Annotated in this window: 15 protein-coding genes; 10 read left to right on the forward strand and 5 right to left on the reverse strand. The window is 76.9% G+C overall.

The window, feature by feature from the left end; genetic code table 11:
• Window positions 1-2,307, forward strand: a 2,307-nt coding sequence (locus tag J5O08_RS16390) for a hypothetical protein (protein ID WP_218707956.1), incomplete at its 5' end; no start/stop codon positions are given.
• Here the strand turns inward: J5O08_RS16390 and J5O08_RS16395 are convergent.
• Window positions 2,289-3,545, reverse strand: a complete 1,257-nt coding sequence (locus J5O08_RS16395; RefSeq protein WP_218707957.1) for a bifunctional 2-polyprenyl-6-hydroxyphenol methylase/3-demethylubiquinol 3-O-methyltransferase UbiG — start codon at window positions 3,543-3,545, stop codon at window positions 2,289-2,291. The genes J5O08_RS16390 and J5O08_RS16395 overlap by 19 nt on opposite strands.
• 116 nt (window positions 3,546-3,661) lie before the next feature.
• Window positions 3,662-3,871 (reverse strand): hypothetical protein, encoded by a 210-nt coding sequence (locus J5O08_RS16400; RefSeq protein ID WP_147796510.1) that lies wholly within the window; start codon window positions 3,869-3,871, stop codon window positions 3,662-3,664.
• A gap of 275 nt (window positions 3,872-4,146) precedes the next feature.
• Here J5O08_RS16400 and glgX point away from each other — a divergent pair, with 275 nt between their 5' ends.
• The 3 genes from glgX to treZ all read left to right on the forward strand — a co-directional run bounded on the left by glgX (window position 4,147) and on the right by treZ (window position 10,774).
• A complete protein-coding gene (gene glgX, locus J5O08_RS16405) occupies window positions 4,147-6,411 on the forward strand; it encodes a glycogen debranching protein GlgX (RefSeq protein ID WP_218707958.1) in 2,265 nt (754 codons plus the stop codon).
• Window positions 6,412-6,473: 62 nt separating this feature from the next.
• Complete coding sequence (treY, locus tag J5O08_RS16410) at window positions 6,474-8,939, forward strand: malto-oligosyltrehalose synthase (protein ID WP_308281671.1); 2,466 nt, start codon at window positions 6,474-6,476, stop codon at window positions 8,937-8,939.
• A complete protein-coding gene (gene treZ / locus J5O08_RS16415) occupies window positions 8,936-10,774 on the forward strand; it encodes a malto-oligosyltrehalose trehalohydrolase (RefSeq protein ID WP_308281672.1) in 1,839 nt (612 codons plus the stop codon). The genes treY and treZ overlap by 4 nt, the downstream gene beginning before the upstream one ends.
• A 97-nt stretch (window positions 10,775-10,871) precedes the next feature.
• Here treZ and zapE read toward each other — a convergent pair whose 3' ends face one another.
• The gene (zapE, locus tag J5O08_RS16420) at window positions 10,872-11,927 is read right to left on the reverse strand and encodes a cell division protein ZapE (RefSeq protein ID WP_308281673.1); all 1,056 of its coding nucleotides are present in this window, start codon (window positions 11,925-11,927) and stop codon (window positions 10,872-10,874) included.
• Window positions 11,928-11,958: 31 nt separating this feature from the next.
• On the opposite strand from zapE, the gene J5O08_RS16425 reads away from it, so the two are divergent.
• Window positions 11,959-12,750 carry a dihydrofolate reductase family protein gene (locus tag J5O08_RS16425; protein ID WP_218707962.1) on the forward strand — a complete coding sequence of 264 codons (792 nt, stop codon included), beginning with the start codon at window positions 11,959-11,961 and terminating at the stop codon, window positions 12,748-12,750.
• A 60-nt stretch (window positions 12,751-12,810) separates the two neighbouring features.
• The gene (locus J5O08_RS16430) at window positions 12,811-13,296 is read left to right on the forward strand and encodes a hypothetical protein (protein ID WP_218707963.1); all 486 of its coding nucleotides are present in this window, start codon (window positions 12,811-12,813) and stop codon (window positions 13,294-13,296) included.
• Between the two features lie 87 nt (window positions 13,297-13,383).
• On the opposite strand, the gene J5O08_RS16435 is transcribed toward J5O08_RS16430, so the two are convergent.
• Complete coding sequence (locus tag J5O08_RS16435; protein WP_308281674.1) at window positions 13,384-14,655, reverse strand: hypothetical protein; 1,272 nt, start codon at window positions 14,653-14,655, stop codon at window positions 13,384-13,386.
• Complete coding sequence (gene gndA, locus J5O08_RS16440) at window positions 14,652-16,091, reverse strand: NADP-dependent phosphogluconate dehydrogenase (RefSeq protein ID WP_218707964.1); 1,440 nt, start codon at window positions 16,089-16,091, stop codon at window positions 14,652-14,654. The genes J5O08_RS16435 and gndA overlap by 4 nt, the downstream gene beginning before the upstream one ends.
• 111 nt (window positions 16,092-16,202) lie before the next feature.
• Here gndA and J5O08_RS16445 point away from each other — a divergent pair, with 111 nt between their 5' ends.
• From J5O08_RS16445 to J5O08_RS16460, 4 genes are all read left to right on the forward strand, one after another.
• On the forward strand, window positions 16,203-16,784 hold the full coding sequence (locus J5O08_RS16445) for a DUF3000 domain-containing protein (protein WP_218707965.1): 582 nt from the start codon (window positions 16,203-16,205) through the stop codon (window positions 16,782-16,784).
• Between the two features lie 116 nt (window positions 16,785-16,900).
• A complete protein-coding gene (locus tag J5O08_RS21725; protein ID WP_246855068.1) occupies window positions 16,901-17,476 on the forward strand; it encodes a LuxR C-terminal-related transcriptional regulator in 576 nt (191 codons plus the stop codon).
• A gap of 86 nt (window positions 17,477-17,562) precedes the next feature.
• Complete coding sequence (locus J5O08_RS16455; RefSeq protein ID WP_218707966.1) at window positions 17,563-18,888, forward strand: HRDC domain-containing protein; 1,326 nt, start codon at window positions 17,563-17,565, stop codon at window positions 18,886-18,888.
• Window positions 18,889-19,199: 311 nt separating this feature from the next.
• On the forward strand, window positions 19,200-21,401 hold the full coding sequence (locus tag J5O08_RS16460) for a 3-hydroxyacyl-CoA dehydrogenase NAD-binding domain-containing protein (RefSeq protein ID WP_218707967.1): 2,202 nt from the start codon (window positions 19,200-19,202) through the stop codon (window positions 21,399-21,401).
• Window position 21,402: the final 1 nt, after the last annotated feature.

Here is a 21,402-nt window from a genome sequence, read left to right on the forward strand (position 1 = left end):
GCCGGCGGTGCCGGAGGGCGCGCGGCCGCCGGAGCGCCGCCGGCGCGCCCCGCCGACCCGGACGGCAACCGGGTCCGCACGCGCGGCGACGGCCCGCCCGCCCCGCCGCTCCCCCGCCCTCGGACCTCGTTCGTCGGGCGGGAGGCCGAGCTGCGCGCCGCCCGCGCGCTCCTCGCGCAGAGCGCGCTGGTCACGTTCGTCGGTCCCGGCGGCGTCGGCAAGACGCGCCTCGCCCTGGAGTCGGCGGCGCGGGTGCCGGACCCGCTGGTCCCGCGGTTCGTCGAGCTCGCGGCGGTGCGCGACCCCGCCGCGGTGCCGGCCGCGATCGCGCAGGGCCTGGACGCCGACCCCGCCGTCCCGCCGGCCCAGGTGCTCGCCGCCGCGGGGACCCGCGCGACGGTCCTGGTGCTCGACAACTGCGAGCACGTCGCCGGGGCGGTCGCCGAGTGCGTGGACCTGCTGCTGTCCGAGCCCGGCCCGCTGCGGGTGCTCGCCACGAGCCGCACGCCGCTGGGGGTCGCGGGCGAGCACGTGCTGCTGGTCGAGCCGCTGGGCGCGGACGGACCCGCCTCCCCGGCCGCGCGGCTGTTCCGGGACCGCGCCCGGGCCGCGTCCGGGCGCGCGACCGGACCGCAGCCCGGCGCGACCGACCTCCCCCGCGGCGCGCCCGACCCGGTGGCCCGGGTCGTCGCCCGCCTCGACGGGCTGCCGCTCGCCGTCGAGATGGCCGCCGCCCGCACCGCGACGCTGAGCGTCGCCGACCTCGCCGACCTCCTCGACGCCCGGCTGGACTCCCTCGTGCAGCCGCGCCGCGACGCCCCGGCGCGGCACCGGTCGCTCGCGGCGCTGGTGGGCTGGTCGCGGGAGCTGCTCGCCCGGGACGCGCGCACGGCGCTGGACGGCTGGCCGGTGTTCGCCACCGCGTGCCCGCCCGACCTCGCCGCGCGGGTGCTGGACGTCCCGGCGCGGACGGCCGAGCAGCTGGCGGCGGCGTCGCTGCTGGTCCGGGACGACGCCCGCGGCCGGACGCGGTACCGGATGCTCCAGACGGTGCGCGCGGTCGTCGGACCGCCCCCGGAGGCGGTGCGCGCCCGGCACGCGGCCGTGCTGCTCGACGTCGCCCGCGACGCGGACCGCGCCCTGCGCGGGCCCGGCGAGCCGGAGGCGCGGGCGCGGCTCACGGCGCTGCTGCCCGACCTCCGCGTCGCCCACGCCTGGGCCGCGACGCACGACCCGGACCTCGCGGTGCGGCTGACCCGCGCCCTGCACCGGCACGCGGTCGACACCCTGCGCACCGACGTGCTGGCCTGGCCCGTCCCGGGGCGCGAAGACGCCCCGGCCGTCCTCGCGGCGCTCGCGGCCCGCGCCCTGGTCCAGGGGCACCGGGGCGGGGCGGGGCGCCGGGCGCAGCACGCGCTGGCCGGGGCCACGGACGTGGCCGACCGGCTGCACGCGCTCGAGGTGCTCGCCGACCTGGCGCTCGTCGAGGGTCGCACCGACGACGCGGTCGCCCTCGGGGGCCGGATCACCGCCGAGGCGCAGCACGCGGCCGACCCGCACTACCGCGTCATCGGTCTCACCTACCCGGCACTGGTGGCCGCGTACCGGGACCGCCCGCTCGCGGCCGACGCGGCGCTCGCGGTGCTGCACCGCGCCGTGCACCCCGTGGCCGCCGCCCCGTCCGACCGCGCGTGGCTCGCCTTCACCACCGGCGAGGTGCTGGCGCGCACCGACCCCGCCGCCGCCGTCGCGGCGCTCGCGGACGCCCGGGAGCTCGCCGAGGCGGTCGGCGACCGGTACCTGTGCGGCGTCGCGCGCGCGGCCACCGTCGCCGCGGTCGCGCGCCGCCCCGACCCGGCGGGGGCGCTCGAGGAGCTGCTCGCGCTCGCGCGCGACTGGGCCCCGGCGGGCGACCGCACGCACCTGCTCACGGCGCTGCGGAACGCGGTGCCCCTGCTCCTGCGCCTCGACCGGCCCGAGGACGCCGCCCTGCTGCTCGGCGCCGTGACCGCCCCCGACCTGCCGGTGACCTACGGCGTGGAGGCGGACGCGCTCGCGGGCGCGCGGGCCGGGCTCGCGGCCGCCCTGGGCACCCGACGGCTCGCGACGCTGGTCGACGCGGGCGCCGACGACGACCTCGGGGCCGCGGTCGACCGGCTGGCCGCGGGGCCGCGCCGGGCCGACGCCGCGCCGCCGGGCGGGGACGGGACCGTCCCGGCCCCCGCGGTCCGGACCGCCGCGGCCCCGGACGCCCCCGCCCGTCCGGCGTCCGCCGGCACCGCCGCGCGTCAGCCCCGGAGCCGGTAGAACCGGAACAGGTCGTGCTCGACCGGCAGCACCTCGGTCGCCACGAACCCCGCCGCCCGCGCGTACCCGGCGAGCGTCGCCGGGCGCATCACCGTCCCGGTCCCGACCCCGCCCGGGTGCGAGAGCCCGTCCGGGAGGCAGACCCCGAGCGAGAACCCGTAGTACCACCGGTCGAGCGGCCCGGCCGGCGCCCTGAACTCCTCCGCCACCCGCTCGTCGGCGACCAGCACCCAGCCGTCGTCGGCGACCAGCGTCCGCACCGCGGCGAGCACCGCGACCGGGTCGGCGAGGTCGTGCACGCACTCGAACGCCAGCCCGACGTCGTACCCGCCGACGGCCCCGCGCCGCGCCAGCGTCGCCGCGTCCGCCGCGACGAACCGCACCCGGTCCTCGACGCCGCGCGCGGCCGCGTGCCGCCGGGCCGCCGCCACCGACGCCGGGTCGAGGTCGACGCCCGTCACCTCCACGTCCTCGTAGGCCAGCGCGAGGCCGATCGACGACCAGCCCTCGCCGCAGCCGACGTCGACCACCCGGGCACCGCCGCGCAGCCGGTCGTCGAGGTCCGGGAGCCGCTCCGCGACGACGTCCGCGAGGCCGTGCAGGAGGAACGGCCGGTTCAGCGCCGCCTGGGCCTCGCGCGCGTCGGCGCCCAGCCGCTCCCAGGCGACGCCCCCGCCCGCGCGGTACGCGGCGTGCAGCTCGTCCGAGACCCGGACGCTCGCGGCGTGCATGCGGGCCAGCGGCGCCAGGTAGGACGGCGAGTCGGCGTCCGCGAGCACCGCGGCGGCCCCCGGCGTCAGCGCGTAGGCGCCGCCCGCCGCCGGCACGACGAAGCCGGCGGCCGCCTGGTGCTCCAGCCACTCGCGGGCGTAGCGGGGGTGGCTGGCGGTCCGGGCCGCCAGCTCGTCCGGGGTGCACGGTCCGGACCGGGCGAGCGCGCGGTACCAGCCGAGCCGGTCGCCCGCGTGCACCGCCGCGAGCTCCTGCGCGCCGAGGCTCGCGGCGAACACCCGGTCCGCCACCTCGGCGGGGCTGGGCCCGACGGGCGCGAGCAGGTCGCCGGGGCGGGTGGCGGCGGTGTCCGCGGACCCGGCGGGGTCGGCGGGGTCGGCGGGGTCGGCGGGGTCGGCGGGGTCGACGGACCCGGCGGGGTCGGCGGGGTCGGCGGGTGGCGCCGTGGCCGCGGACGTCGCGGGCGTGGTCGAAGCCGCGCGCGTGGCGGGCGTGGTCGTGGACATGCGGTCCCCCTCGCGGGTCGGGCCGCCGGCCGGTCGCCGGCGGACCCCACCAGCAGGCGCCCCGCCCCTCGCACGCGCCTCGCAGCCCCCTCGCAGCCGCCCTCCCCGCGGTGCGGTCAGCCCTGGTCGGAGCGCAGCGCCCCCGTCGCGCGGAACGTGTCGGCGATCTGCTGCGCCTGGGCGGACACGAGCCGGCGGTACAGGTCGTAGGCGGCGTCGACGCGGACCGGGAGGTCCCCGCGGTTGCGGGCGAGCTGCCAGTCGCGCTTCGCCGCCGCGATGTCCGCGTTGGTGATGACCACCCGCGCGTCGTCCTGTTCCGCCATGGGTCCGAGCATGCGTCCGAATTGCCCGATATGCGATAGTCCGTCGGGGTGAACGGGAGGCCGGCCGCGGGTGAACTGCCGGGTCGCGCCGCCCGTTCGGCCCAGTGCCGCCCCTGCGGCGGCCCCGGCACCCGCCCCGCCGCGGCCCGCCCGGCACCGCCCGCCGGACCGCGCGCGAGGCGTTCGTCCTGCGCACCTGGGGGGTCCCCTGGCACGCTGTGCCCAGGAGCGGCGACCAGCCGCCGACCCCCACCGCCCCCGGAGGACTGACGCGCATGAGGATCTGGCCCGGACGCCCCTACCCGCTCGGCGCGACCTACGACGGCAGCGGCACCAACTTCGCGCTGTTCTCGGGGGTCGCGGAGCGGGTGGAGCTCTGCCTGTTCGACGAGGCGGGCAACGAGACCCGGGTGGACCTGCCCGAGGTCGACGCGTTCGTCTGGCACGGCTACGTCCCCGCCCTCCAGCCCGGCACCCGGTACGGCTACCGGGTGCACGGCCCGTACGACCCGTCCCAGGGCCATCGCTGCGACCCGTCGAAGCTGCTGCTCGACCCGTACGCGAAGGCCATCGACGGGCAGATCGACAACGACCCCTCGTTGTACTCGTACACGTTCGGCGCCGAGGACGAGCGGAACACCGAGGACTCCGCCGGCCACACCATGACGTCGGTCGTCGTGAACCCGTACTTCGACTGGGGCCACGACCGGCCGCCGCAGCACGAGTACCACGACTCGGTCATCTACGAAGCGCACGTCAAGGGCCTCACCCGGCTGCACCCGGCGGTGCCCGAGGAGATGCGCGGCACCTACTCGGCCCTCGCGCACCCCGCCGTCATCGAGCACCTGACCAACCTCGGCATCACGGCCGTCGAGCTCATGCCGGTGCACCAGTTCGTCAACGACCCGTCGCTGCAGGACCGCGGGCTGTCGAACTACTGGGGCTACAACACGATCGGCTTCTTCGCGCCGCACAACGCCTACGCCGCCTTCGGCAGCACCGGCCAGCAGGTGCAGGAGTTCAAGGCGATGGTCAAGGCGCTGCACGCCGCGGACATCGAGGTCATCCTCGACGTCGTCTACAACCACACCGCCGAGGGCAACCACCTGGGCCCGACGCTGTCGTTCCGCGGCATCGACAACGCGTCGTACTACCGGCTCGTCGACGACGACCCGGCGCACTACTTCGACACCACGGGCACCGGGAACTCGCTGCTCATGCGGTCCCCGCACGTGCTCCAGCTGATCATGGACTCGCTGCGCTACTGGGTGCAGGACATGCACGTCGACGGGTTCCGGTTCGACCTCGCGGCGACGCTGGCCCGCCAGTTCCACGAGGTCGACCGGCTGAGCGCGTTCTTCGACATCGTGCAGCAGGACCCGATCATCTCCCAGGTCAAGCTGATCGCCGAGCCCTGGGACCTCGGCGACGGCGGCTACCAGGTCGGCGGGTTCCCGCCCCTGTGGTCGGAGTGGAACGGCCAGTACCGGGACACCGTTCGGGACTTCTGGCGCGGCGAGCCGTCGACGCTGGCGGAGTTCGCCAGCCGGCTGTCCGGCTCCTCGGACCTCTACGAGCACACCGGCCGCCGCCCGATCGCGAGCGTGAACTTCGTCACCGCGCACGACGGCTTCACGCTCGCCGACCTGACGTCGTACAACGAGAAGCACAACGAGGCGAACGGCGAGGGCAACCGGGACGGCGAGAGCCACAACCGGTCCTGGAACTGCGGCGTCGAGGGCCCGACCGACGACCCGGAGGTCCTGGACCTGCGCGGCCGGCAGCGGCGGAACTTCCTCACCACGCTGCTGCTCTCCCAGGGCGTGCCGATGATCCTGCACGGGGACGAGATGGGCCGCACCCAGCAGGGCAACAACAACGTGTACTGCCAGGACGACGAGCTCTCCTGGCAGAACTGGGACCTCGACGAGCACGACACCGAGCTGCTGGAGTACGCCCGCAAGGTCGTGCACCTGCGCAAGGACCACCCGGTGTTCCGCCGCCGCCGGTTCTTCGCGGGCGCCCCCGAGCGGGGCGGCGAGTCCGACCTGCGCGACATCGCGTGGCTGTCCCCCGCGGGCACCCACATGTCCGACGCGCAGTGGCAGGAGGAGTTCGCGCGCGCCGTCATGGTGTTCCTCAACGGCGACGCGATCGCCGAGCCGGACCTGCGCGGCGAGGAGATCGTCGACGACTCGTTCCTGGTGCTGTTCAACGCGCAGCCCGAGCCGGCGTCGTTCACGCTGCCGGACGCCGAGTACGGCGAGACCTGGACGGTCGCCCTCGACAGCGACCACCAGCTGGAGCCGGGCACCGAGATCGCGCACTCGACGACCCTCGAGATCGCGCACCGGTCCACGGTGGTGCTGTCCCGGCCGCCGATCCAGCAGGTCGACCCGATCACGCAGGCCCCGGCGGTCACGTCGCTGCCGACCGGTGCCGAGCCGCCCGCCCCGACCGGCCTGCCCGGCACCCCGGGCACGCCCTCCGGCGCCCCGGCGCCCGCCGACGGCACCGGCGACCGGAAGCGGGGCAAGTGACCGTCGACCGCGGGACCGAGCCCCGCACCCCGACCCGGCGCCTCCCGGCGCCGGGTCGCCCGGTGCCCACGTCCACCTACCGGCTCCAGCTCGGGGCCGACCTGACGCTCGACGACGCCGCCGACCTGGTGCCGTACCTGGCCGACCTCGGGGCCACGCACGTGTACCTGTCGCCGATCCTCACCGCAGCGCCCGGCTCGACGCACGGCTACGACGTCGTCGACCACGACGAGGTCTCCCCCGTCCTCGGCGGCGAGCCGGCCCTGCGCCGGCTCGCCGACCGGGCGCACGCGGCCGGCCTCGGCCTGGTGCTCGACATCGTGCCGAACCACATGGCCGTGCCCACGCCGGCCTGGCACAACCGCGCCCTGTGGTCCGTGCTCGCCGAGGGCCCGGAGTCGCCGTACGCGTCCTGGTTCGACGTCGACTGGTCCGCCGGCGAGGGCGACGTGCTCATGCCGGTGCTGGGCGACCGGATCGGCGCCGTGCTCGCGTCCGGCGAGATCCGGCTGGAGCACGAGGTCGTCCCCGGCCAGGGCGACGAGCCGCAGCCCGTGCTCCGGTACTACGACCACACGTTCCCCGTGCGCCCCGGCACCGAGGCGCTGCCGCTGGCCGAGCTGCTGGAGCGGCAGCACTACCGGCTGGCGTACTGGCGGGTCGCCGACGAGGAGCTCAACTACCGGCGGTTCTTCGACGTCGGCACCCTCGCCGCGATCCGCGTCGAGGACCCCGCCGTGTTCGACGCCACGCACGCCCTGGTGCTGCGCCTGCTCGACGAGGGCGTGCTCGACGGCCTGCGCATCGACCACCCCGACGGGCTCGCGGACCCGGGCGGCTACCTGGAGCGGCTGCGCGAGCGGTCGGGCGGCGCGTGGGTCGTCGTCGAGAAGATCCTGCAGGGCGACGAGGAGCTCCCGGCCGACTGGGACACCGCCGGCACCACGGGCTACGAGGCGCTGTGGCGGATCCAGCAGGCCTTCGTCGACCCCGGCGGCGGCGCCCGGCTGGGCGCGCTCATGCACCGGCTGACCGGCGAGTCGTCCGACGCGCTGCCCGAGGTGGTCGACACCGCCAAGCGGCAGATCGTGGACCGCGCGCTGTACGCCGAGGTGTACCGGCTGACCGAGCTCGCCGCCGAGGTGTGCCGCGGCGACCTGCGGCTCCGGGACCACACCTGGCGGTCGCTGCACGACTGCCTGGTCGAGCTGCTGGTGGCCATGGACCGGTACCGCGCGTACGTCGTGCCGGGCCGCACCCCGCACCCCGCCGACGTCGAGGTGCTGGAGCACGCGGCCCGCGCCGCCCGCGCCCGGCTGTCCCCCGAGCGCGCCGCCACCATGGACGTGCTGGTCGACCTGCTGCTCGGCCGCGAGGTCGGCAGCGCCGGCCGCACCCGGGAGCCGCAGCGCGACGAGCTCGTCGTCCGGTTCCAGCAGACCTGCGGCGCCGTGATGGCCAAGGGCGTCGAGGACACCGCGTTCTACCGGTGGACGCACCTGGTGTCGCTCACCGAGGTCGGCGGCGAGCCCGAGCGGTTCGCGCTGTCGCCCACCGAGCTGCTCGCCTGGGCGGTCCGCGCCCAGCAGCAGACCCCGCTCGGCATGACCACGCTGTCGACGCACGACACCAAGCGCAGCGAGGACGTCCGGGCCCGGCTGGGCGTGCTGTCCGAGCTGCCGGTGGAGTGGGCCGAGCTGGTCGGGCGGCTGCGGGAGGCCACGGCGTCCTACCGGAGCACGCTGCTCGACGGCCGCGCCGAGAACCTGCTCTGGCAGACCCTCGCGGGCACCTGGACCGCCGACGGCCCGATCGCGGCCGAGCGGCTGACCGAGTACCTGACCAAGGCCGTCCGCGAGGCCAAGGACCGCACGTCGTGGACCAGCCCGGACGAGGCGTACGAGCGCGCGGTGCTCGACGTCGCCACCCAGGCGCTGGCGGACGAGCGGGTGGGCGCGCTGCTCGCCGACTGGGAGCACCGCACCCGGGACGCCGTGCGCGCGGCCACCCTGGGTCAGAAGCTCGTCCAGCTCACGCTGCCGGGCGTGGCCGACGTCTACCAGGGCACCGAGGTGCCCGCGGTCGCGCTGGTCGACCCGGACAACCGCCGGCCCGTCGACCACGACGCGATCGCCGCCCGGCTGGCCCGGCTGGACGAGGGCGCGGGTCCGCGCGACCTGGCGGACGAGAAGCTGCTCGTCACCTCGCGCGCCCTGCGGCTCCGCCGCGACGTGCCCGAGGCGTTCGTCGGCCCCGGCGCCGGCATCACGCCGCTGCCGCACTCGTCCGGGCACGTGCTCACCTACGCGCGCACCGCCGACGGCGAGCCGCGGGTGGCCGTGGTCGCCACCCGGCTCGCCGCGATGGTCGACCGGCTCGGCGGCTGGGGCGAGCACACCGTCGCCCTGCCCGAGGGCGACTGGCACGACGTCCTGGCCGACCGCCCCGTCGACGGCGGCGTGCAGCCGCTGGCCGACCTGCTCGACCGGCTGCCGGTCGCCCTGCTCGTGAGGAGGACCGACGCGTGACCGAGACCCCCGTCCGCACCGTGCGCCCGGGCGAGGTGTGGGCGCCCGACGCCACCACCGTCGCCCTGCACCTGCCCGCGGCGGACGACGCCGGGGCGGAGACCGTGCCGCTCACCCCCGCCGGCGACGGCTGGTGGACGACCGACCGCGACCTGCCGCACGGCACCGACTACGCGTTCGTGCTCGACGGCGGCGACCCGCGGCCCGACCCGCGCGGCCCCTGGGCGCCCGCGGGCGTGCACGGGCCGAGCCGGGTGTTCGACGCGTCCCGGCACGCGTGGTCGGACGACGGCTGGGCCGGGCGCGACGTGCGCGGCGCGGTCGTCTACGAGCTGCACGTCGGCACCTTCACGCCCGAGGGGACGCTGGACGCCGCCGCGGCGCGCCTCGACCACCTCGTCGGCACCGGGGTCGAGGTCGTCGAGCTGCTGCCGATCGCGCCGTTCAACGGCGAGCGCGGCTGGGGCTACGACGGCGTCAGCCTCTACGGCGTGCACGAGCCGTACGGCGGCCCGGCCGCCCTGCAGCGGTTCGTGGACGCCGCGCACGCCGCCGGCCTGGCCGTCTGCCTGGACGTCGTCCACAACCACCTGGGCCCGTCCGGCAACTACCTGGGCGAGTTCGGGCCGTACTTCACCGACGCGCACCACACACCGTGGGGCGCGGCGATCAACCTCGACGGCGACGGCGCGGGCGAGGTGCGCCGGTGGATCGTGGACAGCGCGCTGCGCTGGCTCCGGGACTTCCACGTGGACGCGCTGCGGCTGGACGCCGTGCACGCGCTGGTCGACGACTCCCCTCGGCACGTCCTCGCGCAGCTGTCCGACGAGGTGGCGGCCCTGGCGGCCGAGGTCGGCCGCCCGCTGTCGCTGATCGCCGAGGTCGACCTCAACGACCCCGTGTCCGTGACGCCGACCGCCGCGGGCGGCTGGGGCATGACGGCCCAGTGGGCGGACGACGTGCACCACGCGCTGCACGCCCTGCTGACCGGCGAGCGGCACGGGTACTACGTCGACTTCGGCGCGCCGGAGACGCTGCGGAAGGCGTACCGCGACGTGTTCGTGCACGACGGCGGGTACTCGACGTTCCGGGGCGAGGACTGGGGTGCGCCGGTGCCGCCGGACGTCGACGGCCACCGGTTCGTCGTGTTCGGCTCCGACCACGACCAGGTCGGCAACCGCGCGCTGGGCGACCGCCCGTCGGACGCGCTGGACGACGGGGCGCTGGCCGCGTCGGCCGCGTTGGTGCTGCTCTCGCCGTTCACGCCGATGCTGTTCATGGGCGAGGAGTGGGGTGCCCGCACGCCGTGGATGTACGTCACCGACCACCCGGAACCCGAGCTCGCCCAGGCGGTCCGCGAGGGCCGGTCGCGGGAGTTCGGCGGCCACGGCTGGGCGGAGATGTACGGGGCGGACGAGGACACCTTCGAGGTGCCGGACCCGCAGGCGCCGGCGACGTTCGAGGCGGGCCGGCTCGACTGGGACGAGCCGACGCTGCCCGGCGGCGAGCGGATGCTCGACTGGTACCGGACGCTCGCGCGCCTGCGCCACGAGGTCCCGGACCTGGGCTCGGGCGACCGCACGCGCACGGACCTGACCTGGGCCGAGGGCGCCGAGCCGGTCGACGGCGCGTGGGCCGACTGGCTCGTGCTGCACCGCGGCGAGGCCCGCGTGGTGGTGAACCTGGCCGACGTGGAGCGCACGGTGCCGCTGGCGTCGGAGGGGGACCTGCGGGTGCTGGCGTCCTGGGCCACGGCCCGGATCGTCCCGGCGGGTGACGGCGAGGGCGCCCACCTGATCCTCGGCCCCCGCTCGGTGGCCGTCCTGGCCCCCTGACCCCTCAGCCCCTCCCTCGGGTGGAGCGTTCTGCCCGACACGCCGGTGCGTGTCGGGCAGAACACTCCACCCGTTTCCAGCCCATGACCCTGGGCGGTCAGCCGCGGACCGCTGCCTCCTGGCGTCCCCGCTCCGCCAGCGCGCCCAGGCGGGACAGCGCGCGGTAGTACTTCTTCCGGTACCCGCCCGCCAGCATCTGCTCGGTGAACAGCGCGGACTCCCCCGCGCCGCCGAGCAGCACCGGCACGTCCCGGTCGTACAGCCGGTCCACCAGGGACACCAGCCGCAGCGCGACGTCCTGGTCCGGCACCGGCCCGACCCCGGTCAGCCCGACGAGCTCGACCCCGTCCAGCAGCGCCCCGTACCGCGAGGCGTGCACCGTCGACAGGTGCCCGAGCAGGTCGCCGAAGTCGTCCAGCGTCGCGCCCGGCACCCCGGCGACCGCGGCCCGCACGGCGTCGTCGTCCAGGCCGGGCGCGTCGGTGACCGCCTCGCGCCGCCGGTAGTCCTGCCCGTCGATCCGCAGCACCTCGAACCGGTCGGACAGGTCCTGGATCTCCCGGAGGAAGTCGTCGGCCGCGAACCGGCCCTCGCCGAGCGACTCCGGCAGGGTGTTCGACGTCGCGGCGAGCGCGACGCCCCGGTCGGTGAGCTCGCGCAGCAGCCGGGACATCAGCACGGTGTCCCCGGGGTCGTCGAGCTCGAACTCGTCGATGCAGACCAGCTTCCGGGTGGCCAGCGCGTCGACGGTCGGCCGGAACCCGAGGGCGCCGACCAGGTTGGTCCACTCGACGAACGTGCCGTACGCGGCGGCCTCCGGGCCCACGGCCGCGGCGAGCGACGCCAGCAGGTGGGTCTTGCCGACGCCGAACCCGCCGTCGAGGTACACCGCGGGCACCGCGGCGGGCTTGCGCCGCAGCCGGCTCAGCAGGCCGCCGGAGCCGCCCGCGCCCGTCAACGTCGCCGCGACGTCGCGCAGCCGGGCCACCGCGGCGCCCTGGCTCGGGTACTCCGGGTCGGGCCGGTAGGTGTCGAAGGACTCGCCGGCGAAGTGCGGCGGCGGGACGCGCTCCGCCAGCAGGCGGTCGCGGCCGACGTCGGGCCGCCGGGAGGTCAGGCTGGCCGTCGTCGGCGTGGCGGGGCTGGGGCTCACGGCCGCACAGCCTACGACTAGCCTGACCGCCATGCCCCGCGAGCTCCCGCCCCTGGACGTGCTGCTGCCCCTCGACCGCGCCGGCGCGACCCTGGCGCCCGAGGCCGGCGAGCCCGCGCTGCACGACCTGTACGCGCACCCGGCACCCGCGCCCGGCCGCCCCGCGGCCGTGCGGGCGAACATGATCGCCACCGTCGACGGCTCGGCCCAGGGCCCCGACGGCCGGTCCCGCAGCATCAACGGCCCGGCGGACTGGCGGGTGTTCCGGGTCATGCGCGCGGCGGCCGACGTCGTGCTGGTCGGCGCGGGGACCGCCCGGGCCGAGCACTACACGCCGCTCGGGGTGCCGGCCGACCTGCGGGCCGCCCGCGCCGCCCGCGGTCAGGCGCCCGACCTGGAGCTCGCCCTGGTCACGGCGTCCGGCGAGCTGCCCGAGGGCCTGCGGGGCACCGACCGGCCGCCGTACGTCGTGACGGTCGCCGCGAACCCGCGGCTCGCCGACCTGCGCGCCGAGCTGGGCGACGACCGGGTCCTGGTGGCCGGCGACCACGACGTCGACCTCGCCGCGGCGCTCGCCGCGCTCGCCGACCGCGGCCTGACCCGGGTGCTCGCCGAGGGCGGCCCGCGGCTGCTCACGGACCTGGTGCGCGCCGGGCTGGTGGACGAGCTCTGCCTCACAACCAGCCCGCTGCTCGTCGGCGGGCCGGGCCTGCGCGCGGTGCAGGCGCCCGAGTGGCTCGACCCGCTGCCCGCCCGCCCGGCCCACCTGCTGCACAGCGACGGGATGCTGCTCGGGCGCTGGGTGCTCGGCGCGGCCGGCTGACCCCGCGGCGCGCGGTCGCGTGACCGGGTGAGCAGCGCCGACGCCCGCTAGGGTCGATCCGTGACCGACACGATCCTGGTCCTCACGGAGGACACCCTCGCCGCCGCCGACGTCGCGCACATCGTCTCGCTGCACGACGGCGAGCAGCTGCAGTACCGCGTGCTCGTCCCCGCCGACACCGAGCGCAACGTGCTCGTGTCGCTCGTCGACCAGCTGAGCATGGGCGAGCTCCGCGAGGCGCTCGACACCGTCCTGGGCCGGGAGCCGGAGCCGACCGAGGCGACCGCCGACGCGGCCGAGCAGCTCGCCGACAGCCTGGCCGCGTTCGCCGATGCCGGCGTGAGCGCGTCCGGGACGGTCGTCGACGACGACCCGCTGCCCGCGCTGCGCGCCGCCGTCGCGTCCGAGGGCGCCCGCGAGGTGGTCGTCGTGACCTACCCGCACGCGCTGGAGGACACGTTCCACCGCGACTGGGCGTCCCGCGCCCGCGAGGAGCTGCACGTGCCGGTGCTGCACCTGTACTCGGGGACGTCCGAGCTGGGCTGAGCCCGGGACCGCGACGCCGCACGCACGACGGCCGGCGCCCCCTCGGGGGTGCCGGCCGTCGTGCGTCGTGGCGCGGGGGCGCCGGGGTCAGAACCCCGTGCTCGTCGGCTCCGGGTAGTACCGCCGGAACTTGCGCACCTGGTTCAGCCCGGCGGCGAGCACGTACCACCGCCGCTTCAGCCCGGCGTCGCGCCGGTACCGCAGCGGGTGCGCCACCCGCCCGGCCCTGATCAGCCCGCGGACCTTCCCGGCCAGGGCGGGGTCCAGCACGTACTTCAGCAGCAGGCGGTGCGGCAGGATCGAGTACAGCACCTCGGTGTCCACCACGACCGGCTCGACCGCTCGGTCCAGCACCCGGTCCTCGACCAGGAACCGCGCGACGTTCGCCCCGGCGGCCGTCACGTAGTAGTTGTTCCGGCCGATGCGCGGGTTGACCTCGAAGAACCGGAACGACCCGTCGCGCGGGTCGACCTTCACGTCGAAGTTCGCGAACCCGACGTAGCCGACGCCGCGCAGGAACGCGGCCGCCTGGTCGAGCATGCCCTGCTCCCGGGTCACGACCATCGCGGCCGGGTTCCCCAGGCCGGACGGGGTGTGCTCCTCGAGCAGCACGTGCGCGGACGCCAGCAGCGTGATCGAACCGCGCGAGTCGACGTACGCGGTGATCGACCGCATCTGGGTGTCGTCGCCCGGCACGAGCTCCTGGACGACGAACCGCCCGCGGAACCCGGCGCCCTTCAGCGACGCCCACAGCGCGTCGAGCTCGTCGGCCGAGGCGATCTCGAAGACCTTCTTCTTCCCCGGGAACTCGACCTCCTGGTAGTCGGCGCTGCTGGCCGCCTTGGCGATCAGCGGGTAGCCGACGTCCACGGGGACCGGCGCCCAGGCCGGGTCGTCCGCGAGGGCGAAGTCCTGCACGATCGTCCGTGGGACGGCGAGGCCGAGGTCCGTCGCGATCTCGGCGAACGTCGCCTTGTCCGACAGCCGGTCCATCAGGTCCTCGTCGAGGAACGGCACGACGTAGTACGGCTCGAGCTCGGCGCGGTGCTGCACGACCACGCGGACCAGCCAGTCCGAGTTGGCGAGCAGCACCAGCCGCTTGCCGCCGTTCTCCCGGGCCACCTCCAGCACGGCGTCGACCAGCTGGCGCGGGTCGTGCCCGTCCGCGACGAGCCGGTTGTCGACGATCCGCGAGTCGGCGACCGGCCCGAGGGCCGCCCCGCTGACCACGATCGACCGGACGCCGTACGCCTCGTGGAACGCCCGCGCGAGCGCGTACACGCCGATGTCGGCGCCGAGCATGACGGGCTGCAGGTCGCGCAGCCCCTGGGTGCCCGGCGCCGGCGTCGCCGCGCTCACGCCTCGTGCTCGGCGCGGTCGCCGGACCACTCGGTGTGGAACGTGCCGTCCTTGTCGACGCGCTTGTAGGTGTGCGCGCCGAAGAAGTCGCGCTGCGCCTGGATCAGCGCCGCCGGCAGCCGCTCCGCCCGCACGCCGTCGTAGTACGACAGCGAGGAGGAGAACGCCGGGGTCGGCACGCCGGCCAGCGCGGCCTGGGCCACGACCCGGCGCCACGCGGGGACGCCGTTGCCGACCGCGCCGGTGAAGTACTCGTCGGCGAGCAGCAGCGGGAGGTCCGCGTCGCGCTCGTACGCCTCGGTGATCCGGTTGAGGAACCGGGCGCGGATGATGCAGCCGCCGCGCCAGATGCGGGCCATGGCGCCGCGGTCGATGTCCCAGCCGTTCTCGGCGGAGGCGGCCGCGATCTGGTCGAAGCCCTGCGAGTACGCGACGACCTTGGACGCGTACAGCGCCAGGCGGACGTCCTCGATGAACGCGTCGCGGTCCGCGACCTCGAACGCGCCGGCGTGCGCGGGGAGCGTGCCGCGGGCGGCGGTGCGCTGCGGGACCGAGCCGGACAGCGCGCGGGCGAACGTGGCCTCCGCGATGCCGGTGATCGGCACGCCCAGGTCCAGGCCGTTCTGCACCGTCCAGCGGCCGGTGCCCTTCTGCTCCGCCTGGTCGAGCACGACGTCGACGAACGCGGACCCGGTCTCGGCGTCGACCTGCGAGAGCACCTCGGCGGTGATCTCGATGAGGAAGGACTCGAGGTCGCCCTCGTTCCAGGTGCGGAAGATGTCGGCGATCTCGGCCGCCGACGCGCCCAGGCCCTGCTTGAGCAGGTCGTAGGCCTCGGCGATCAGCTGCATGTCGGCGTACTCGATGCCGTTGTGCACCATCTTGACGAAGTGGCCGGCGCCGTCGGGGCCGACGTAGGTGCAGCACGGGGTGCCGTCGACCTTGGCGGAGATGTCCTCGAGGATCGGGCCCAGCACCGCGTACGACTCGCGCGAGCCGCCCGGCATGATCGACGGGCCGTTGAGCGCGCCCTCCTCGCCGCCCGAGACGCCGGTGCCGACGAAGTGCAGCCCCTTCTCCCGCAGCGCGGCCTCGCGGCGGCGGGTGTCCGGGAAGTGCGCGTTGCCCGCGTCGATGACGATGTCGCCCTCGTCGAGCAGCGGCACCAGCTCGTCGATGACCGCGTCGGTCGGGCCGCCGGCCTTGACCATGATGATGACCTTGCGCGGCCGCTCCAGCGACGCCACGAACTGCTCGGTGGTCACCGACGGCACGAAGGTGCCCTCGTCGCCGTGGTCGGCGATCAGCGAGTCGGTCTTCGCCTGCGAGCGGTTGTGCACCGCGACCGTGTAGCCGTGCCGGGCCAGGTTGCGGGCGAGGTTCCGGCCCATGACGGCGAGGCCGGTGACGCCGATCTGTGCGGCGGGTGCAGACATGCGCGGGTGCTCCTTCGAGGGGGTGCCAGGGCAGGTTCACCCTAGTCCGGGGCGTCGCCGCCCGGCGTGCCGCGACCGCAGGTCGAGAGCGACGCCCCTACGCTCGGCGCTGTGAGCACCGGCCCCCGCGACGCGCCACCGGAGTTCCTGCGCGCCCTGCGGTCGCTGCGGGGCGTCACCCTGCGGCCCGAGGTCTCCCTCGAGGAGGCGCCCGGGCCCGCGCGCATCGCCCCGTACACCGCGGCCCTCGTCGCCGACGTCCGCAGCGGCCGCCGGGACCCCGACGCCGAGGAGCTGGCGTCCGGCCGGTTCGTCGTCCTGCACGACCCCGCGGGCCAGGAGGCCTGGGACGGCGCGTTCCGGCTCGTGACCCTGGTGCGCGCCACGCTCGAGCCGGAGGTCGGCCAGGACCCGCTGCTGGCCGAGGTCGCGTGGAGCTGGTTCTCCGACGCCCTCGCGTCCGCGGGTGTCGACGCCCGCGCGGCCGGCGGCACGGTGACCCGCGTGCTCTCCCAGTCGTTCGGCGCGCTGGACGAGCGCCCGGAGCTCTGCGAGCTCGAGCTGCGCGCCTCCTGGACGGCCCGTGACGAGGACCTGGCCCCGCACCTGCGCGCCTGGGGCACGCTGCTGTGCACGGTCGCGGGCCTGCCGCCGCTGCCCGAGGGCGTCGTCGCGCTGGGGCCCCGGCACTGAGACCACCCGTGACAACCGGGTCACGGGCGGGTCACGATGTCACCCGATCTGCTCAAGACACCCGGGCGGCGCACCGATAGAAGGGGCAAGTGGTGGACCGTCAAGGGGGCACAGCAGTGAGCATCGAGCCGATTCGACGAGGCACCGGCCTGGCGCCGGGCGTCCCGGGTGCCCGCGCGGGCGCGGTCGCCACGCAGGCGCGCCGCCCCGGCTCGCAGGGCGCCGGCACCGGCACCGACCCCCGCCGGCGGCCGCTCGGCCAGATGTGCGTCGTGGTCACCGAGCTCGCCGAGGGCGACGGCCAGACCCTGGTGCGCAACCTGCGCCGCCGCGGCTCCGGCCGCGTGATCCTGCTCGCCCGCCGCGCCGGACGCCGCGACCTCGTCGGCCTGCTGACCGGCGGCCTGCGGGGCGCGGTCGCCACCGAGCCGAACGCGACCGTCGGCCAGCCCGGTGCCGCCCCCGGCGCGGTGCCGTCGCCGTTCGCGCGGACCCGCCCCGACCTCACCTCGCGCGAGCTCAGCGTGCTGCGCCTCGTCGCCGACGGGTTCAGCAACCGGGCCATCGGCGACGAGCTCGGCCTGTCCGCGCTCACCGTGAAGAGCCACCTCGCGCGCATCTCGCGCAAGCTCGGCACCGGCGACCGCGCCGCGCTGGTCGCCATCTCCATCCGCACCGGCCTGCTCGCCTGAGGGCCGCGGCCGTGCCGGACGGTGAGCGGGGCCCCGCCCCTGCGCGCCGGACCGGGAGCGGCGCCCCGACGGCCTACGGTTGTCCCATGCAGTCAGTCCCGCACCCGGCCGGTACCCCGGCCGAGGAGACCAGCGCCCCGGCCGGCGCCGACCACGACGTCCCCGCGGACGCCACCGGGCCCGCTGGGCTCGACGAGCCCGCCGCCGTCGTCCCCCTCACCGAGCCCGCCGAGGGCGTGCCCGCCGTCGTCGACACCCCCGAGGCCTTCGCCCGCGTGGTCGAGACGTTCGGCGCGGGCACCGGCCCCGTCGCCGTCGACGCCGAGCGCGCCTCCGGCTACCGGTACGGCCAGCACAACTACCTGGTGCAGGTCCGCCGCGAGGGCGCCGGCACCGCCCTCATCGACCCGGTCGCCCTGCCCGACCTGTCCCCGCTCTCCGACGCGCTGGTGGGCGTCGAGTGGGTGCTGCACGCCGCGTCCCAGGACCTCGGCGCGCTCGCCGAGCAGGGCATGCGGCCGTCGCGGGTCTTCGACACCGAGCTCGGCGCCCGGCTGCTCGGGCTCGAGCGGGTCGGCCTCGCCGCCGTCGTCGCCGAGCTCCTCGGCCTCGGGCTCGCCAAGGAGCACTCCGCCGTCGACTGGTCCACCCGGCCGCTGCCCGAGCAGTGGCTCCGGTACGCCGCGCTCGACGTCGAGGTCCTGGTCGAGCTGCGCGAGGTGCTCGCCGAGCGGCTGGCCGTCGCCGGCAAGGCGCAGTGGGCCGCCGAGGAGTTCGAGGCCGTGCGCCTCGCCCCGCCGCCCGCGCCGCGCGTCGAGCCGTGGCGCCGGGTGTCCGGCGTGCACGCCATCCGCGACCCCCGCCGGCTCGCCGTCGTCCGGTCGCTGTGGGAGACGCGCGACGAGAACGCCCGGCAGCGGGACATCTCCCCCGGCCGCGTCCTGCCCGACGCCGCGATCGTCGCCGCCGCGCAGGCGCTCCCCCGGTCCGTGCCGCAGCTCGTGGCGCTGCCGCAGTTCTCCGGCAAGGGCACCCGGCGCCGTGCCGCGCTCTGGCAGCGGGCGATCGACACCGGCCTCCAGCTCCCGGACGACCAGCTGCCCAGCAGCCGCGGACCGCGCACCGACGCCCCGCCGCCGCCGCGCGCCTGGGCCGACCGCGACCCGGCGGCGGCCGCCCGGCTGACCGCGGCGCGCGCCGTCGTCGCCGAGCTGTCCGAGACGCACACCGTGCCGGCCGAGAACCTGCTGCAGCCGGACCTGCTGCGCCGCGTGTGCTGGACCCCGCCGACCCCGGCCGACGAGCAGCACCTCGCCGAGCGCCTGGCCGCCGGCGGCGCGCGCCCGTGGCAGATCGGCCTGCTGGCCCCGCGCCTGGCGGAGGCGTTCGCCGCGGTGGCGACCCCGGCCTGACGGCGCCCGCGGCGTCGGGGCACCGCCGGCCGCCCCGCCGCGCGCGCCGACCGGCTCCGCGGCACGCGTACGCCCGCGTGCCGCGCCGAGCGGGCAACCGACACGTCGAGCGAGTATCCGCCGACTACTCGCTCGACGTGTCGCGTACTCGCTCGGCGATCAGGTCGGCGCGGTGGGCGGCGGCGCGGCCGGTCGGCGGGCTGACCTGCGGGCCCGCGGCGCGCCGTCGCCCCCGCGCCGCGACAGCGGGCACCGGCGCGGCTAGGGTCACGGTGTTCCGACCGGACACCGTCGTCCCCAGGGAGTGCCGCATGCGCCACGCCGCCACCGAGCCGTCCCCGTCGTCCGCCCCGCGCGACCCCGCCGCGCCCGGCACGCCCGCGCCGGGCGCGCTGCCCGCCGAGGCCGACGACCACGTCCTGCGCGTCACCGCCCGGGACGTCGACCTGCCGGACGGCGCCGGCGTGCTCGCCCTGCTCACGCTCACGGCGACCGACGAGCGGCGCCCTACGACCCTCGGCCCGCGCGGCCTCACCGTCCTCCGCGAGGCCCTGGACGCCGTGCGCGCCCGCGCCGAGGCCGGCGAGATCGCCGCTGTCGCGGTCACGGGGCGTCCGGGCTGCTTCGTCGCCGGCGCCGACCTCTCCGTCGCCCGGCGCCTCGACGGCCTGGACCAGACCCGTGCCCTCGCCGAGGCCGGTCACGCCGCGCTCCGGCCGCTGGGCGAGCTGCCCGTGCCGACGTTCGCCTGGCTGACCGGGCACGCGCTCGGCGGCGGCCTGGAGCTGGCCCTGCACTGCGACCACCGGGTCGCGGCCGCGGGGATCCGGTCGATCGGGCTCCCCGAGGCGTCGCTCGGGATCGTGCCGGGCTGGGGCGGGTCGTGGCTGCTCCCCCGCCTGGTCGGCCTGCCCGCCGCCGTCGACCTCGCCGTGCTCCGCCCGCTCGCGAACAACCGGCTCACCACCGCGGAGCAGGCGCTGGAGCTCGGCCTCGTCGACACGGTGCTGCCTGTCGAGGGCTTCGAGCAGTCCGCGCTCGCCTGGACCGCGGGCGTGCTGCGCGCCGGCTCCCCCGACCGCCGCGCCGCGACGGCGCCGCCGGTGCCGCAGGGCGACCCCGACCCGCTCGCCCGCGCCGCCACCACCCTGGACGCCCGGCTGCACGGCGCCGCCCCGGCCTACGCCCACGTGCTCGACCTGCTGGCCCGCGCGGGCTCCCGCGACCGGGAGGCCGGCTTCCGAGCGGAGGACGACGCCCTCTCCCGGCTGCTGGCGTCCGACGAGGCCCGCGCCGCTCTGTACGCCGCGGAGCTCACCGGCCGCGGCGCCCGCCGGGCCGCCCGTGCGGAGGCGGACGACGCCGCGCCCCGCGAGGTCCGGAGCGTCGGCATCGTCGGCGCCGGCCTGATGGCCGCCCAGCTCGCCGTCCTGCTCGGCTCGCGCCTCGGCGTGGCGGTCACGATGCGGGAGGTCGACGAGGAGCGCGCCGCCGCCGGGCGCGAGCGCGTGCGCGACCTGGTCGAGTCCGCGGTGTCCCGCGGCCGGTTGGCCCAAGACACGGGCCGCGCGCTGCTCGACGGCGTCCGGGTCGGCACCGACCTGGCCGACCTCGCCGACGCGGACCTCGTGATCGAGGCCGTCACCGAGGTGCTGGACGTCAAGCGGGCCGTGTTCGCCGAGGTCGAGGCGCTCGTCCGCCCCGACTGCGTGCTCGCCACCAACACGTCCGCACTGTCGGTCACCGCGATGGCCGACGGCCTCGCGCACCCGGAGCGGGTCGTCGGGCTGCACTTCTTCAACCCGGTCGCCCAGATGCCGCTGGTGGAGGTGGTCGCGGCGCCGTCGTCGGACGCCACGTCGCTCGCCACCGCGGTCGACGTCGCGCGCCGCGCGGGCAAGACCGTCGTGCGCACCACCGACCGGCCGGGCTTCGTCGTCAACCGGGTGCTGCTGCGGATGCTCGCCGACGTGCTCGGCGCGGTCGAGGACGGCACCCCGGTCGAGGCCGCGGACGCCGCGCTGCGCCCCCTCGGCCTGCCGATGAGCCCGTTCGCGCTGCTGCAGCTCGTCGGCCTGCCGGTGGCCCGGCACGTGCTCGTGACCCTGCACGACGAGCTCGGCGACCGCTACCCCCGGTCGCCCGGCCTGGACGCGCTGGTCGAGCAGGGCCGCACCGTCGCCACGCCCGGCCCTGCGGGGCTCCCCGTCGTCGACCCGGCGATCCAGGACGCGTTCGGCGCGCCCACCGCCGCCGGGACGCGCGCCGAGCACGAGGCCGCGGTGCTCGACCGTGTGGCCCACGGGCTGGCCGAGGAGATCGGCGCCCTGCTGGACGAGGGCGTCGTGCCGTCGGCGGACCAGGTCGACCTCGCGATGCTGCTCGGCGCCGGCTGGCCCGCGCACCTCGGCGGGATCTGCCCCTGGCTGGACCGCACCGGCTGGTCCGAGCGGGTGCTCGGCCACCGGCTGCTCCCGCCGGGCGTCGCCGACGCGAGCGCGACGGCGGCCTGAC

The organism is Cellulomonas sp. PS-H5 (genome assembly GCF_019265565.1).
GTDB lineage: Bacteria > Actinomycetota > Actinomycetes > Actinomycetales > Cellulomonadaceae > Cellulomonas.